This window comes from Fructilactobacillus fructivorans (assembly GCF_001434095.1).
GTDB classification, from domain to species: Bacteria; Bacillota; Bacilli; order Lactobacillales; family Lactobacillaceae; genus Fructilactobacillus; species Fructilactobacillus fructivorans.
Genome location: NZ_AZDS01000001.1, coordinates 199,531 through 214,951, shown reverse-complemented (window position 1 = coordinate 214,951; position 15,421 = coordinate 199,531). Strand labels below are relative to the sequence as shown.

The following is a 15,421-nucleotide window of genomic DNA, read 5'->3' as shown; positions in this document are numbered from 1 at the left end:
CATTATTTGTTGCAATGGCACTATTCTTATGCTAAATTAAGACTAGAAATGATGTAGAAGTACATCGTTTCCCCTGGCTTAATCTTTAACTTATTGGGTGTTTTTTTACATAAAAAAACATCTACTCGGGAGGTGAATACACATGGCCAACAAAGCAGAATTAGTTAATGATGTCGCAAAGGCAACTGGTTTAACTAAAAAAGATGCCACCGCAGCTTTGGATGCAGTCTTTGACTCAATCCAAGACAAGTTGACTCACGGTGAGAAGGTACAATTGATCGGTTTTGGTAATTTCGAAGTACGTAATCGTGCCGCTCGTAAAGGACGTAACCCTCAAACAGGTGCAGAAATTCAAATCCCTGCAAGTAAAGTACCTGCCTTTAAACCTGGTAAGGCTTTAAAGGAAGCTGTTAAATAATTTTTATTTAACGCTTGACCAGTGCGCTTATGCGTACTGGTTTTTTTATTAGTAGGAGGACATGTGAATGACTTATTCAGAGAAAGCCCTAGAAGCCCTAAAAAAGGGTGATATGAACCAATTTAATGATGATATTAAAAATGCTAAAGAAAATGATAGTGATGATATGCTATATTCTTTGGCAGAAGAACTTTATTCACTTGGATTTTTAAACGACTCAATTGATATCTATAAAGGTTTGCTAAAAAAATATCCAGATGAAGATGAATTACGGACTAGTATTGCCGATATTTTAATTTCTGAGGGCAAGATCGACAAAGCCCTCAACTACTTGAGTGAAATTAAACCAGATTCACCTAATTATGTGAATGCGTTAATGGTTGAAGCTGATCTTTATCAAACTCAAGAGATGTACAGTGTGAGTGAGCATAAACTATTAGAGGCTGAAAAAATTGATCCTGATGAGAATGTGATTAAATTTGCGTTAGCAGAATTATATTTCTCAACGGGACAGTTTGATAAGGCGATTCCCATCTATTTAGGGTTGATTAAACAAGGTGAATTAAATATTTCTTCTGTGAACCTTGTTGAGCGATTAGGGGTAGCATATGCTAATGCTGGTCATTTTGAACAGGCCATTGGGTATCTTGAACAGATTAAACCAATTGATATGACTCCTGATGTTAAGTTTGAAACTGGATTTACGTATCTTCAACTGAAAGATTATGCTAAGGCAATTGAAATGCTTAAACAGTTGAGAGAGGATGATCCTCAGTATGCTTCCCTATATCCTTACTTAGGTGAGGCCTACATTGAAATGAATGAACCAGAGAATGCCCTCAAAGTCTATCAAGAGGGGATGAGTGTGGATCAGTATAACGTTAATATGTACATTCAGGCTGCTGATGTGGCTGCTAAATTATCTGAAGAAGATTTAGCGTTAAAGTACCTCAAGGAGGGACATAAAGTTGACCCTGATAACATGGAACTCATCATTAAATTATCCAACTTGTACGTAAAACAAGGTGAATACCAAAAGAACGTTGACTTTTTGGCTCAGTACGTAAAAAATGAGGAGACTGATCCGCAAATCTACTGGAATTTAGCTGTTTCTTACGCACACCTTGAAAAATATGATGAAGCTCAAAAGTACTATCAACGGGCATTGCCATACTTTGATGACAATCCAGATTTCTTACATGAAGCCATCCTGTTATTTAGAGAAAACGGACAAATTAAAGAAACCATTAAGTTGTTGAAACGTTATGTGAAGTTAGTTCCAACTGATGATGAAATGGCTTATATGCTTGAAGACCTAGAAGATTATGAATAAAAAATAGGGAATAAAATATCACTAAAGATATTTTATTCCCTATTTTTGTGCTAATTTTTGATAATATAACAGCGAAGCAGGATCCATTCGAAGGTTCCGACTAAGCGTTTTATCGTTATCCTTTTGATGTTGACTTAAGTAGTTAATGACAAATGATTGATAAAGATACTTGGGACTTAGGTTCATTTGTAAATATTCACTATCTGGTTTCAAATATTTGTGAAGCCCTGCTGAAGTGATGTGACAGTCCTTTGCGATTCGTTGTTTTAAAAAAAGATCTTTAGTATGATGACGAATCTGAAGTGGAGTAATAAACGTCATGAATTGTGATAGGAAAGTGCGTTCTTCTGATGAAAATTTAATGTGATCAAGTTCCTGATAAAACCCCGGAAGTAAGAATTCAGACGACTGATATCCCTTACTGATGAGTAGTAGAGTCATTCTAGTGTAATAGTGGAGCTCGTTATCTTCTAGAATAACGGGTAAAGAGTAAAGCCATTTTGTGATGTAAGAAGTATGCTCGTTTTTATCTTTGCTTTTAATGTTAATGGTCGGAAGGTGCGTATTAAGGTTGTCATTAAATAAAAATTTAAAATAAACGTTAATTTGGGACAAGATCTTATTATAAGTGTTATTTCCATTGTTTCTTTTGGAAACAATCATATCCAGATACTGCTCGATGTCACGATCAAAGATTTGACTGACACGATGATCCTGCTGGTATCCAACGTTAAAATTGGATAAATAATTAAAAAGATCTGATAAGGTTTTCGAATACTCTCTGATGGTAATGCCTGAGAGTTCTTTTTTTCTTAAATAACGTTCAAAATGATCTTGATATGGATAATTATTTGTCATAATTAGTCTCCTGTAATAAGTTACTTTAACTTAACTATAACACAACAACAAATGTAAGGTCTAACTTTTGTATGATAATTTTGGTAGAATGAGATTAATGAAAGTGGGTGGACCATGAAGATAGAAAATTTACCCAATGAGTTTACTGATGCAAGAAAAGTTTTACAAGTAATTGAAGATGCTGGTTATCAAGCATATTTTGTTGGCGGATCCGTTCGTGATACAATTTTGCATACACGAATTCACGATGTGGACATTGCTAGTAGTGCTTATCCAGAAGAAATTAAGTCGATTTTTAAGAAGACCATTGACACTGGCATTGAGCATGGGACTGTGACCGTCATGTATGATGGTAAATCGTATGAGATTACCACCTTTCGGACTGAATCGGGGTATCAAGATTATCGGCGACCAGACCAAGTTACTTTTGTTAGATCACTTAAAGATGATCTTAAGCGCCGTGACTTTACCATCAATGCACTTGCCATGAAAGAAAATGGGGAAGTAATTGATTTATTTGGTGGGATAGACGACTTAAAAAAGCATATCATTCGCGCCGTAGGCGATCCTGAGCAGCGTTTTAATGAGGATGCATTACGGATGATGCGAGCGGTTAGGTTTGCCAGTAAATTGGACTTTACCATTGAAGCAGACACCTTTACAGCGATTACCAAGCATAGTTATCTGCTAAAAAAAATTGCGGTAGAGCGGATTAACGTTGAATTTGTCAAAATGATGTTAGGGAAAGCCCCAAGTAGAGGACTAAACCAGATGATTGAAACGAAACTAATTCAGTATGTGCCGATCTTTAATAACTATGTTTCAAACATAGCTGACTTAGCTACTTTATCAATTTCAGATTATTTAAACAATGAAACGCAGGTATGGTCTTTGTTAGCGGTTCAATGTGGTTTAAACGACGATCAGATTAATCATATGATGAAAGCATGGAAATGTTCTAATAAACTAACTGAAAACGTTCGCTTAGTCGTATTAGCGTGTCGTAAAATTATGACAGATAATTTAGATGCTATGACAATGTACTTAGTTGGTAAAGAAGACTTGGATAATGCTTGTCAAATTGCTTTGGCATTTGGCCATTTGGTTGATGATGATCGGATTGAAAATGAGTATGAGCATCTTCCCATTAAAAGTAAAAATGAATTAAAGATTAACGGTAAGATCTTAATAAACCATGGATTTAAACCTGGTCCACAGCTGGGAAGAGTCTTAAAACGACTAGAACAAGCAGTTGTTAGCGAACAAGTTAATAATGATTATGATTCACTACTTGCTGCGTCGAAGAAAATAATGAACAGGCAATAATTGGAGCAGATATTGTGCAAACATTAAAAGCGGAAAATCTAACAAAAACGTATGGAGAAAAAAGCCTTTTTAAAGATTTGGATTTTATTATTAATGAACATGATCGAATTGGATTAATTGGTACCAATGGAAGTGGAAAGTCATCCCTTTTAAATACCATTTCTGGTATTGATCATGATGTTAATGGAACCATCACAACTTCCAAATCATATACGATTGGGTACTTGAAGCAGGTTCCAGATTTAGACGGCGAATTAACCGTAATGGATGCGGTGTTTGCTGGTGACCAAAAGATATTTAAGATTATTAGAACATATGAAAAAGTGTTAAAGGATTATTCGCAAAATCCCGAGAATGCCGATTTTGAAAAACGTTTTGAGAATGCCGAAGCTAAAATGAACGAGGAAGATGCTTGGACGGCTGAGGTAGACGTAAAAAATATTCTTAATCAACTAAAAATTACTGATTTAGATCAAAAGGTTGGTAGTATGTCTGGTGGTCAACAAAAGCGGGTTGGATTGGCTCAGGTTTTAATTCAATCGCCTGATCTTTTACTGCTAGATGAGCCAACTAATCATTTAGACTTTGATTCAATTGATTGGTTGGAACAATTTTTAAGTAAATATAAGGGAGCGCTAGTTTTCGTTACCCACGATCGTTACTTTTTGGATCAGATTGCAAATCAAATCTGGGAGTTATCCTTTGGAAAACTCTATAAGTATCCTGGTAACTACCAGGATTATGTTCAACGAAAAGCAGAATTGGATGAAGAGCAGGAGGAAGCTTCTCATAAGCAGCAGCGTTTGTATAAACAAGAACTTAAATGGATGAAGAAGGGCGCTAAAGCTCGGTCCACTAAACAGCAAGCCCGAATTAATCGGTTTAACGATTTAAAGGAAGACGTTAGTCAGGGGAATCCAACTGATGAAGACGTTGATATTACCATGGGACAAAAACGGCTTGGCAAGAAAGTGATTGACATCCAACACGCTGATTTGACCATTGCTAAAAAGCCCATCTTAAAGGACTTTAGTATGTTAATTCAAAATGGACAACGAATCGGAATTAGTGGTGAAAACGGAGCTGGAAAATCCAGCTTTTTGAATGCAATTGCTGGAAAGATCCCCCTGCAGTCCGGAACCATTGATATTGGGGAAACCGTGAAAATGGCCTACTATACTCAGCAAATGGAACCAATCCCAGAAGATAAGCGTGTGATCAGTTACTTAACTGATGTGGGTCAAAATGTAATTGATGAAGATGGTAATAAGGTAAGTGTAACTAATCTACTAGAACAATTTCTCTTTCCTAAGTTTATGCATGGAACTTTAATTAGAAAGCTTTCTGGAGGAGAGAAGCGACGACTTTATCTGCTGAAATTATTAATGGAACAACCCAATGTGTTGTTGTTGGATGAACCTACTAATAACTTGGACATCGGAACTTTAACCGTGCTAGAAGACTACATTCAGCATTTTAGCGGTACGACCATTACTGTTTCACATGACCGTTACTTCTTGGACAAAGTGGCTGATCGCCTGTTAATTTTTGATGGGGATGGCAAGATTGAGCGTTACACCGGACAATTTACTGATTATCTGCAAAAATTAAAGGATAGAAAAAAACAAGTGCGCCATGAAAGCCATGTTAATCATGATCGAAAGACTAATCAGGCCAAACCCACTTCTACTGATTCTAAGGGATCAGCTAATTCAAAGGCCAAGACAAAATTAACGTATGCTGAGAGGATTGAGTGGAATAAAATTGATGATAAAATTGATTCACTTGATCAACAAACCAAGCATGTTAAAAAACTCATGCAGGAAAATAGTGCTAATTATGATAAATTAGCTGAATTACAGCGTCAACTGGATGAATTAAACCAAAAATCAGATCAGTTAATGAATCGTTGGGAATATTTAAGTCAGTACGTTAATGATTAATGATTTTAATAAAGGAGAAGATAACCGATGTTAGAAGATGCATATTTAAATCTGGAACGTTATGTTTTAGAGCATGGGCACAAGAAATCTGATCGGACTGGGACGGGAACAATTAGTACCTTTGGGTACCAGATGCGGTTTAATTTGCAAGAGGGATTCCCTCTTTTAACCACTAAAGCAGTTCCATTTCGATTGATTAAGTCAGAATTACTCTGGTTTTTAAAGGGTGATACTAACATTCGTTACCTACTTCAACATAATAATCACATATGGGATGAATGGGCCTTTGAAAAATGGGTAAGTTCTGATGAATACCATGGCCCTGACATGACCAATTTTGGTTTACGTTCAGAAAGTGATCCAGTGTTTAATCAGGAATACCAAAAGCAAAAGAAGATCTTTTGTGATCGGGTTTTAAATGATGATGACTTTGCTAAAAAATATGGTGATCTCGGCCTTGTTTATGGAAGTCAGTGGCGTAAGTGGAAGACCAGTCATGGGGATACCATTGACCAAATTAAAAATGTGATTGAAACCATTAAGAATAATCCAGATTCAAGACGAATGATTGTAAGTGCCTGGAATCCAGAAGATATTGGAAGTATGGCACTCCCTCCGTGTCACGTAATGTTTCAATTTTACGTTAACGACGGAAAACTGAGTTGCCAGTTGTATCAGCGGAGTGGCGACATTTTCCTTGGAGTTCCGTTTAACATCGCTAGTTATGCTCTTTTGACTAATTTAATTGCAAAAGAGGTAGGCCTTGAGCCCGGTGATTTTGTTCATACTCTAGGAGATGCTCACATTTACAGTAATCATATTGAACAGGTAAAGGAACAATTGAGTCGTAAGCCACATCAGGCACCCAGTCTTTGGCTGAATCCCCAAAAGGAGAGTATTTTTGATTATGGCATGGATGATATCAAAGTTATTGATTATCATCATGACAAACCGATTAAAGCTCCTGTAGCAGTTTAGGAGGTTACTATGTTAGCTTATATTTGGGCGGAAGCTTCGAATCATGTGATCGGGAAAAATGGTAAATTACCATGGCATTTACCTGATGATATGCAGTTTTTTAAAGATCAAACCATTAACCATCAGATTTTAGCCGGGAAAAGAACCTACGATAGTTTTGGTCGTCCTCTTCCGAAACGAAAGAATCTAGTTTTAACTCATTTTTCCCAAGCTGATTTTCCAGCCGGCGTAAAAGTTTTTAAAACCATTGATGAGTTTTTACAGTACGCGAAAGGTTATCCAAATGAGGTCATTTTTGTTGTTGGTGGGACTTCTGTCTTTAAGGAACTTCTGCCATACGTGGATTACCTATACCGTACGAGTATTAATCATGGGTTTAATGGTGATGTGCGAATGATTGATATTGATTATTCACAGTTTGAATTAGAACAACAAATTCCAGGAAAGGTGGATAAGAACAATGTTTATCCGCATACTTTTGATGTATTTAAAAGAAAAAAATAATAAGAGGTAAAAATTTGAGAAAAAGTTTCTATGAGTTTTTAATGACACAGAGGCATCCCGGAAGTTCGGATCCAATCGCTGAATTTGCGAATAATGCTTTTTTTGATCAGTCTTTCCCAAAACAAGAAGATGACTTTGAGAAGCTTTCCAAATATTTGGAAGAAAATACTGGATACTTGCCTTCAATGACAATTTTTGACGATGCTTGGAAAGACTATTTGGCTTATCTTGATTAACAGAGAGGAGAAATAATGGGAAGTAACATACAATGGTTTCCTGGTCATATGGCCAAGGCGATTCGGCAGTTTGAAGAAAATGTCCATGTAGTTGATATTATCTTTGAATTAGTTGATGCACGAATTCCGTACTCTTCAGTTAATCCAGAAATCAAGCGGGTTGCTGGCAATAAACCGCGTCTATTTATTTTAACTAAGTCGGATTTAGCTGATCCTAAGATGACGCAGAAATGGTTGGATTATTTTAACCAGACTGGATTATCAGCAATTTCGATTGACTCAAAAGCACATGGGGTAAGAAAGAAAATTGAGGCAGCTGCACGTCAGGTTTTAAAACCACGGTTGGAAAAGTCACAAGCAAAGGGAATTAAGAAAGATATTCTTAAAGCGGTTTGTGTTGGCGTGCCCAATGTTGGAAAGTCGACGTTATTGAATCAACTAGTAAGTAAACGGTCAGCAGCTGTTGGTAATCGACCAGGTGTTACTAAGGGTCAGCAATGGCTAACTTCTAGTCCAACGATGGAGTTACTAGATACACCAGGGATCTTATGGCCAAAGTTTCAAAATCAGGAAATCGCCGATAAATTAGCTCTGACCGGTGCCATTAAAGAAAGCATTTATCATCCTGATGATATTGCGTTATTTGCACTACATTTTTTCCGAACCAATCATGAAGACGAAATTTTAAAGCGATATCATTTAAATGCCAATGACTTGAATTTAAGTGATGTTGATTTATTACTCAAGATTACGGAAAAGATCGGGATGAAAGACGACTATGATCGAGCCAGTATTCGGATCATTAATGACGTACAAAAGGGAAAATTAGGACGATTTACCTTAGATTCACTTGAACTAGTAAATGGGAATGAGCATAGTAATGACAATTAGGGAAATTGCTGAGCGGTTTGCTAACGTTACTGACGTTAGTGATCCGCTTTTTGTCCAATTTGATGGCGATCATCGAATTGGCGTTCAAAAGATTATTAAAAAAACGCTGAAGCGACTAAAAGAAGAGAATGAGCGCCAACATGAATTCTTTAATCGGTTTAAATATGAAAAAGAACTGTGGCACAAGGGAATTAAGTATGTTGCTGGAGTTGATGAAGTTGGAAGAGGGCCGTTAGCTGGACCAGTGGTAGCCGGTGCTGCAATTTTACCGTCTGACTTTGATTTAGTAGATGTAAATGACTCTAAACAATTGAGTGATGAAAAGCGGCGGGAACTGGTCCCACTGATCCAAAAAGAAGCCATCGCATATAGTTGTGTTCCCATTTCAAGTCAGATAATTGACGAGATCAATATTTATGAGGCTACTAGGGTGGCAATGAAAAAGGCCGTTTATAAATTAGATCCACAACCAGGTCATATTATTGTTGATGCGATGACGATTGCTAATGATATCCCGCAAACGCGGTTAATTAAGGGTGACGCTAAGTCTATTAGTGTAGCCGCTGCTAGTATTTTGGCAAAGGTTTTTCGGGATAATCTAATGGATGAGTATGCGGTTCAGTATCCACGATATGGCTTTGAGCATAATGCTGGTTATGGAACCAAACAACATTTGTTAGCTTTGGCTAAGTATGGCCCGACTCCGATTCATAGAAAAACATTTTCACCAGTTTTAAAAACGATTCATCATTAATTGCGTATTTATTCATAGAAAGGAAGAGAAAAATGGATAAACGCAATTTATTGCTTAGAATCAAACTGTGTCCTGGAATTGGAATTAAAGGTGAGGCAATGCTGGCTCATTGGATTAAACATGCATCAATCGAATCAGACTTAGGCGTCTCAATTTTGAATCAATTAACCGTCATTCTTAAAAAACATCATTTAAAGTATGAACGGTTTGAACGGTGCTTTTTAAGCGATGAGGTAAACAAAAGAGTGGATTTAAATCAAAAGCAGCATTGGATTACGATTTTAGATGCTGAATATCCGCAGCAATTGGCTGATATTTATTGTCCGCCGATAGTTCTTTTTTTCGTAGGTGATGTAACTATTCTGAAAACACGATCAATTTCCATTGTTGGAGCTAGACAATGCACCAATTATTCGATTGCAGCCATTAAGTCCATCTTGACCAAGAGAGTTTTGAAGAGATTTACCATTGTGTCAGGATTAGCTAAGGGAGTTGATTGTTTAAGCCACCAATGCGCGTTAGCTAATAATGAACGGACAATCGGAGTGATTGGAACTGGATTGGATGGTTCGTATCCCAGTGAATGTATGAATGTTCAAAATGAGTTAATGAATACTAATCTGGTAGTTAGTGAGTATCCGTTGGGTAGCAAACCACTTAAGTACCACTTTGTAGAACGAAATCGGATCATTGCGGGGCTTTGTGAGAAATTAATTGTGGTGGAAGCAAAGCAGAAGTCGGGAAGTTTGATTACGGCTAGTTTGGCATTGTCAGAAAATCGGGATGTTCTTGCTGTGCCGGGGAATATTACTTCACCGCTATCGATTGGCTGTAATCAATTAATTGCTTCCGGTGCACGTCCATGTTTGAGTGATAATGACGTTTTGGAAGAATCTTTAGTTTGACAGGCTTCATAAACTGCAATATGATATGGAAGAAATTTAAACGGAAATTATCATGTATTAATGAAGAAAAAAATAACGAGGATAATTTTAATGGCGACAACTTCTGTAACAAAAACTAAAACGAAAAAAAGAAAAACAAGGACTAATAAGAAAAAGCTAGTGATTGTTGAATCACCTGCTAAAGCAAAGACCATTCAGAAATACTTGGGTAGTACCTACAAAGTAGTAGCAAGTAAGGGACATGTTCGAGATTTACCTAAGAGTCGGATGGGCGTGGATATTGGTGATGATTTTAAGCCCGATTATATCTCAATCAGGGGTAAGGGTGATGTCATCAAGATGTTAAAATCTGAAGCTAAAAAGTCGAAAATGATTTATCTGGCGTCTGACCCAGATCGTGAGGGTGAAGCAATTGCGTGGCATGTTTCGCATGTGTTAAATCTGGATGTAAACGATCAAAATCGGGTTGTTTTTAATGAAATCACAAAGGATACGGTTAAGGATGCTTTTAAACACCCTCGAACTATTGATATGAATTTGGTCGATGCTCAGCAAGCTCGACGAGTACTTGATCGATTAGTAGGATATTCCATTTCACCTTTACTTTGGAAAAAAGTGAAGAAAGGATTAAGTGCGGGGCGTGTGCAATCAGTTGCATTATGGTTAGTAATTGACCGTGAGCGACAAATTAGAAAATTTGAGCCGGAAGAGTATTGGACGATTGATTCGGAATTTAAATCCGGTCGTTCTAAGTTTAAAGCTAGTTTCTATGGTTTAAATGGTAAAAAGACTAAGCTTGCGAATAACGATGATGTTCAAAAAGTCCTAAAAAAGATTGATTCGAAGGGTGATTTTGATGTTAATAAAGTCACTAAAAAAGAACGACGAAGACAACCTAATCCACCATTTACGACTAGTACCCTTCAACAGGATGCTAACCGGAAATTAAATTTCAAGACCGGACGGACAATGATGGCTGCTCAGCAACTTTATGAGGGAATTAACATCGGTAGAGAAGGCAGTCAAGGGTTAATCACTTACATGCGGACTGATTCAACTCGGATTTCTTCAATTGCTAAACATGAAGCTGCTACTTTTCTTCATGAAAAGTATGGAGCAGAATACTCAGCAAATAAGCCGATTAAAGGTAAAATGCCAGAGGGAGCTCAGGATGCTCATGAAGCTGTTCGACCGACTTCAGTTCATCGGACACCCGCTAGTATTAAACAATATTTATCTAAGGACCAATATAAGCTTTATAATCTGATTTGGTCGCGTTTTGTGGCTAGTCAGATGACTCCAGCAATTATGGATACTGAAACGGTGACAATTGAACAAAACGGTGTGACCTATCGGGCTAATGGATCCAAGATGAAGTTTGAAGGCTTTTTGAAGGTTTATTCAAATGGAAAAGAGAAAGATAACATTTTGCCTGACTTAAACCGTGGTGACACTGTGAAATTAGCCAAGAACAACCCAGATCAACACTTTACACAACCACCAGCTCGGTATACTGAAGCAAACTTGATTAAAACTCTGGAAGAGAATGGGGTTGGACGTCCATCGACTTACTCTCCAACGCTTGGAACCATTCAGAAACGATACTACGTTAAATTAGTGGGAAAACGTTTTGAGCCAACTGAACTTGGTGAAATTGTTAATAAGATCATTGAAGAATATTTTCCTGATATTGTTAACGTTGATTTCACTGCCGACGTAGAAGGCAAACTAGATGAAATTGAAGAAGCCAAAGAAAAATGGGTTGAGGTTGTTGATCATTTCTATCAACCATTTTCTAAGGAAGTTGATCACGCTGAAAAGCTCATGGAAGATGTTCAGATTAAAGATGAATTAGCAGGATTTAACTGCGAAATTTGTGGTGCTCCCATGGTTGTCAAGATGGGAAAGTATGGTAAGTTTTATGCATGTTCACGCTTCCCAGATTGTCGAAATACCCAAGCAATTGTTAAAGAAATTGGGGTAACGTGTCCAAAATGTAAAAAGGGACAGGTTATTGAGCGCAAAACGAAAAAGAATCGTTTATTCTATGGATGCTCACGATATCCAGAATGTGACTTTGTTTCATGGGATAAGCCAATTGGACGAGATTGTCCTAAGTGTGGTCATTTCTTAGTTGAGAAAAAGGTCCGAGGTGGCATGCAGGTAATTTGTCCAAATGGTGATTATAAAGAAGACATTCAAAAATAATTAAATTAACTGTTCTTCGGAACGGTTTTATTTACAAGGTAAAATGTAAAAAGTTACTTTAACCCAAAAGAAAGAAACAAAAAATGAAAACAAAAAACCAAGACCTAATCAATCTATTTATCAAATACATCATAAATGAACGCCAATATTCGGACGATACCGCCAAGGCATATAAGGATGATGTGGAAGAATTTAATACTTTTTTGAGGGATTCTGGAAAACAAAAAGATTTTAAAGCAATTGATAATTTTGATGTGGAAGTTTTTTTGAGTAGTTTACATGATCGTGGTGATGAAAATAGTACTATTGCAAGAAAAATTTCGTCATTAAGATCATTTTTCAATTTTTTATTAAATAATGAGTTAGTTTCAGACAATCCATTTGAATATGTTCATATAAAAAAGCATAATAAACACTTGCCGAGATTTTTTTATCAGAAGGAATTGGATATTCTGTTTAAAACTGCTCGTAAAAATCCTAATAAACAAATGGCAACGCGTGACAGCGCTATTCTTGAAGTACTATATGGAACTGGAATGCGTGTCAGTGAATGTTCCAATTTAACCTTAAGTAATATTGATTTTGGTAATCGGATCATGCTAGTTTTAGGAAAGGGGAACAAAGAACGTTATCTCCCATTTGGTCGGTATGCCAAAAATTCAATTCTTAAATATTTAGAAGTATGTCGAACCCCGCTTATGAATAAATATCATAAGGATCATGATTTTTTGTTTATCAATCAGCATGGAGATCAACTATCAAGTCGTGGGATTGAATACGTTTTGGATAAAATCATGAAAAACAGTGGCATGAATGGATCAATTCATCCCCATATGTTGCGACATACATTTGCCACTCAAATGTTAAATAATGGTGCTGATTTGAGGACCGTTCAGGAATTATTAGGTCATTCTGATTTATCTACCACCCAAATTTACACCCACGTAACTAAGGAAGGATTGCTTAAAAATTATAGTAAGTTCTTTAAGCGTCCAGATGAAGACAATCCAGATTAAGTTGTGAAAGGAATTAATTATGACAGTAAAGTTTGAAGCTACTACAATTTGTGCCATTAGGCATAATGGTCACGTTGCTCTTGCAGGTGATGGTCAAGTCACTATGGGAGAAAAGGTGATTATGAAAGGGACTGCTCACAAGATTCGTCGTATCTTCGATGGAAAAGTTGGAGTAGGATTTGCTGGCAGTGTCTCTGACGCCTTCAATTTAGAAGAAAAGTTTGAGCAAAAATTAAAAGAATATAGTGGCAACCTAAAGCGGGCTTCAGTTAAATTAGCCCAACAGTGGCGTGGTGATCAACAATTACAAAAGCTTGAAGCAATGCTAATCGTAGCCGATCACGATAATTTATTGTTAGTATCTGGCTCTGGTGAAGTAATTGAACCCGACGATGATATTCTAGCCATTGGATCTGGTGGTAATTTTGCGTTAGCGGCAGCAACAGCTATGAAACACTATGCACCGGAAATGTCAGCTGAAGACATTGCGAAAGCTGCTATTAACATTGCTGCAGATATCGATATTTTTACTAATCACAACGTAATTTCTGAAGAATTATAAAATGAGGTATGATTAATGACACAAGAAGAACAAATGACACCCAAAGAAATTGTTTCACAATTAGATAATTACATTGTAGGACAAGATGAAGCCAAAAAGTCAGTTTCAATTGCCTTACGTAATCGCTACCGTCGGCTCCAACTAGATCCGCAGATGCAGGAAGATATTACTCCTAAAAATCTTTTAATGATTGGTCCAACTGGAGTTGGTAAAACAGAAATTGCACGAAGACTTGCTAAAATTGTGGATGCACCTTTTGTTAAGGTAGAAGCAACTAAATTTACTGAGGTTGGATACGTTGGTGGTGATGTTAATTCAATGGTTCGAGATTTAGTTGAAAATTCAGTTCAAATGGAAAAGAAGATCCAATTTAAAAATGTTCGACGTGAGGCAGAAAAGAAGGCCAACCAAGATTTAGCTGAAATTATTTCACGTGAAGAAAATCATGTTGATGATGCTCAAGAAAAGTCCAATAATGATAAAAAACTCCAAGACACCGTCAAGGAGCTCAATAAGGCCTTCAAAAAAGGGAAACCGATGGATTTATCATGGCTGAACGAAAAGGATCCTTTCATGGATCAAAACGAAAAAGATAAGATTAAAGATGATTCTAGTCGAATTTTGGCTCAAATTGAAAATGGTGAGCTAGAAGATCAAGAAGTTAAAATCTCAATTGATGATCCCTCAGCCGCATTAAACGCTGATAACAGTAAAATGGAACAAATGGGAATTAACTTGCAAGGATTGAAAAACATGTTACCAAAAAAGCAAGTTGAGCGAGTTTTACCGTTAAAGGAAGCGCGTGAAGCTTTGATTAATCAAGAATCTGAGACTTTAATCGATGACGCTAAGGTTAATGGAGCTGCAATTAAACGTGCGGAAAATACCGGAATTATCTTTATTGATGAAATTGATAAACTTACTGGTGGAAATAAGCAAACACGTGGTGAAGTTTCCAGAGAAGGTGTTCAACGGGATATTTTACCAATTGTCGAAGGAGTTAATGTAAATACAAAATATGGTGTCATCAATACTAATCATATCTTGTTCATTGGCTCTGGTGCTTTCGCTGATAGTAATCCATCTGACCTAATTCCCGAACTTCAAGGTCGTTTTCCAATTCGAGTTGAATTAAATGACTTAAGTAAAGATGATTTTGTTAAAATTTTAACTGAACCTAGTGATGCATTGATTAAGCAATATGTAGCTTTAATCGGTACTGATAACATTAAAGTTACCTTTACTAAAGAAGCAATTGAAAAAATTGCTGATATTGCCTACTCTGTTAACCATGATACTGATAATATAGGTGCTAGAAGACTTCATACCATTCTAGAAAAATTACTCGAAGATATTTTGTATGAAGGTCCTGATATGCATATGGGTGACATTACCATTAATCAGAAGTACGTAGAAGATAAAGTCGGTAATTTAGCTGCTGATGAAAATGTAGCCCGTTATATTTTGTAGGTTTGAAATTTGTGAAGTA

The 15,421-nt window shown here is 36.7% G+C and carries 15 protein-coding genes; 14 read left to right on the top strand and 1 reads right to left on the bottom strand.

The features are described from left to right. The first annotated feature begins 142 nt into the window (after positions 1–142). Together FC73_RS01145 and FC73_RS01140 are read left to right on the top strand one after the other, a co-directional pair. Positions 143–418, top strand: a complete 276-nt coding sequence (locus FC73_RS01145; RefSeq protein WP_010021419.1) for an HU family DNA-binding protein — start codon at positions 143–145, stop codon at positions 416–418. A 67-nt stretch (positions 419–485) separates the two neighbouring features. Then, entirely contained in the window at positions 486–1,751 is a 1,266-nt protein-coding gene (locus tag FC73_RS01140) for a tetratricopeptide repeat protein (RefSeq protein WP_010021421.1), read from the top strand. Positions 1,752–1,790: 39 nt separating this feature from the next. On the opposite strand, the gene FC73_RS01135 is transcribed toward FC73_RS01140, so the two are convergent. Beyond that, positions 1,791–2,609 (bottom strand): site-specific integrase, encoded by an 819-nt coding sequence (locus FC73_RS01135; protein WP_010021422.1) that lies wholly within the window; start codon positions 2,607–2,609, stop codon positions 1,791–1,793. A gap of 114 nt (positions 2,610–2,723) precedes the next feature. Between FC73_RS01135 and FC73_RS01130 the strand changes: the two genes are divergently transcribed. From FC73_RS01130 to hslU, 12 genes are all read left to right on the top strand, one after another. Next, on the top strand, positions 2,724–3,935 hold the full coding sequence (locus tag FC73_RS01130; RefSeq protein ID WP_010021423.1) for a CCA tRNA nucleotidyltransferase: 1,212 nt from the start codon (positions 2,724–2,726) through the stop codon (positions 3,933–3,935). A gap of 14 nt (positions 3,936–3,949) precedes the next feature. Next, complete coding sequence (locus tag FC73_RS01125) at positions 3,950–5,878, top strand: ABC-F family ATP-binding cassette domain-containing protein (RefSeq protein WP_010021424.1); 1,929 nt, start codon at positions 3,950–3,952, stop codon at positions 5,876–5,878. A 27-nt stretch (positions 5,879–5,905) separates the two neighbouring features. After that, positions 5,906–6,856, top strand: coding sequence for a thymidylate synthase (locus tag FC73_RS01120; protein WP_010021425.1), 951 nt, complete (start codon positions 5,906–5,908; stop codon positions 6,854–6,856). Between the two features lie 9 nt (positions 6,857–6,865). Next, positions 6,866–7,360 carry a dihydrofolate reductase gene (locus FC73_RS01115; RefSeq protein WP_010021426.1) on the top strand — a complete coding sequence of 165 codons (495 nt, stop codon included), beginning with the start codon at positions 6,866–6,868 and terminating at the stop codon, positions 7,358–7,360. Between the two features lie 14 nt (positions 7,361–7,374). Next, entirely contained in the window at positions 7,375–7,596 is a 222-nt protein-coding gene (locus tag FC73_RS01110) for a YozE family protein (RefSeq protein ID WP_010021427.1), read from the top strand. Positions 7,597–7,611: 15 nt separating this feature from the next. Then, complete coding sequence (gene ylqF / locus FC73_RS01105; RefSeq protein ID WP_010021429.1) at positions 7,612–8,487, top strand: ribosome biogenesis GTPase YlqF; 876 nt, start codon at positions 7,612–7,614, stop codon at positions 8,485–8,487. After that, positions 8,477–9,241, top strand: a complete 765-nt coding sequence (locus FC73_RS01100) for a ribonuclease HII (RefSeq protein ID WP_010021430.1) — start codon at positions 8,477–8,479, stop codon at positions 9,239–9,241. The genes ylqF and FC73_RS01100 overlap by 11 nt, the downstream gene beginning before the upstream one ends. Before the next feature lie 32 nt (positions 9,242–9,273). Then, on the top strand, positions 9,274–10,146 hold the full coding sequence (gene dprA, locus FC73_RS01095; RefSeq protein ID WP_056936279.1) for a DNA-processing protein DprA: 873 nt from the start codon (positions 9,274–9,276) through the stop codon (positions 10,144–10,146). A gap of 90 nt (positions 10,147–10,236) precedes the next feature. Beyond that, on the top strand, positions 10,237–12,354 hold the full coding sequence (gene topA, locus FC73_RS01090) for a type I DNA topoisomerase (protein WP_010021434.1): 2,118 nt from the start codon (positions 10,237–10,239) through the stop codon (positions 12,352–12,354). 83 nt (positions 12,355–12,437) lie between these two features. After that, positions 12,438–13,370, top strand: coding sequence for a tyrosine recombinase XerC (gene xerC / locus FC73_RS01085; RefSeq protein ID WP_010021435.1), 933 nt, complete (start codon positions 12,438–12,440; stop codon positions 13,368–13,370). A gap of 19 nt (positions 13,371–13,389) precedes the next feature. Continuing rightward, entirely contained in the window at positions 13,390–13,932 is a 543-nt protein-coding gene (gene hslV / locus FC73_RS01080; protein WP_010021436.1) for an HslVU peptidase proteolytic subunit, read from the top strand. Between the two features lie 15 nt (positions 13,933–13,947). Then, positions 13,948–15,402, top strand: coding sequence for an ATP-dependent protease ATPase subunit HslU (gene hslU / locus FC73_RS01075; protein ID WP_056936278.1), 1,455 nt, complete (start codon positions 13,948–13,950; stop codon positions 15,400–15,402). Positions 15,403–15,421: the final 19 nt, after the last annotated feature.